General features: G+C 48.5%; 2 protein-coding genes. Both read right to left on the reverse strand.

The features are described 5' to 3' along the window. Positions 1-23: 23 nt before the first annotated feature. Positions 24-884 carry a broad-spectrum class A beta-lactamase TEM-1 gene (locus ACOT0L_RS23955; protein WP_000027057.1) on the reverse strand — a complete coding sequence of 287 codons (861 nt, stop codon included), beginning with the start codon at positions 882-884 and terminating at the stop codon, positions 24-26. A 182-nt stretch (positions 885-1,066) separates the two neighbouring features. Beyond that, on the reverse strand, positions 1,067-1,484 hold a 418-nt coding region (locus tag ACOT0L_RS23960; RefSeq protein ID WP_176207305.1), incomplete at its 5' end, for a recombinase family protein.

Below are 1,484 nucleotides of genomic sequence, written 5' to 3' on the forward strand. Positions count from 1 at the left end.
TATGAGTAAACTTGGTCTGACAGTTACCAATGCTTAATCAGTGAGGCACCTATCTCAGCGATCTGTCTATTTCGTTCATCCATAGTTGCCTGACTCCCCGTCGTGTAGATAACTACGATACGGGAGGGCTTACCATCTGGCCCCAGTGCTGCAATGATACCGCGAGACCCACGCTCACCGGCTCCAGATTTATCAGCAATAAACCAGCCAGCCGGAAGGGCCGAGCGCAGAAGTGGTCCTGCAACTTTATCCGCCTCCATCCAGTCTATTAATTGTTGCCGGGAAGCTAGAGTAAGTAGTTCGCCAGTTAATAGTTTGCGCAACGTTGTTGCCATTGCTGCAGGCATCGTGGTGTCACGCTCGTCGTTTGGTATGGCTTCATTCAGCTCCGGTTCCCAACGATCAAGGCGAGTTACATGATCCCCCATGTTGTGCAAAAAAGCGGTTAGCTCCTTCGGTCCTCCGATCGTTGTCAGAAGTAAGTTGGCAGCAGTGTTATCACTCATGGTTATGGCAGCACTGCATAATTCTCTTACTGTCATGCCATCCGTAAGATGCTTTTCTGTGACTGGTGAGTACTCAACCAAGTCATTCTGAGAATAGTGTATGCGGCGACCGAGTTGCTCTTGCCCGGCGTCAACACGGGATAATACCGCACCACATAGCAGAACTTTAAAAGTGCTCATCATTGGAAAACGTTCTTCGGGGCGAAAACTCTCAAGGATCTTACCGCTGTTGAGATCCAGTTCGATGTAACCCACTCGTGCACCCAACTGATCTTCAGCATCTTTTACTTTCACCAGCGTTTCTGGGTGAGCAAAAACAGGAAGGCAAAATGCCGCAAAAAAGGGAATAAGGGCGACACGAAAATGTTGAATACTCATACTCTTCCTTTTTCAATATTATTGAAGCATTTACCAGGGTTATTGTCTCATGAGCGGATACATATTTGAATGTATTTAGAAAAATAAACAAATAGGGGTTCCGCGCACATTTCCCCGAAAAGTGCCACCTGACGTCTAAGAAACCATTATTATCATGACATTAACCTATAAAAATAGGCGTATCACGAGGCCCTTTCGTCTTCAAGAATTTTATAAACCGTGGAGCGGGCAATACTGAGCTGATGAGCAATTTCCGTTGCACCAGTGCCCTTCTGATGAAGCGTCAGCACGACGTTCCTGTCCACGGTACGCCTGCGGCCAAATTTGATTCCTTTCAGCTTTGCTTCCTGTCGGCCCTCATTCGTGCGTTCTAGGATCCTCCGGCGTTCAGCCTGTGCCACAGCCGACAGGATGGTGACCACCATTTGCCCCATATCACCGTCGGTACTGATCCCGTCATCAATGAACCGGACTGCCACGCCCTGAGCGTCAAATTCCTTTATCAGTTGGATCATATCGGCAGTGTCGCGGCCAAGACGGTCGAGCTTCTTAACCAGAATGACATCACCTTCCTCCACCTTCATCCTCAGCAAATCCAGC

It is taken from the genome of Enterobacter cloacae complex sp. XAL002 (assembly GCF_049236805.1).
GTDB lineage: Bacteria > Pseudomonadota > Gammaproteobacteria > Enterobacterales > Enterobacteriaceae > Enterobacter > Enterobacter intestinihominis.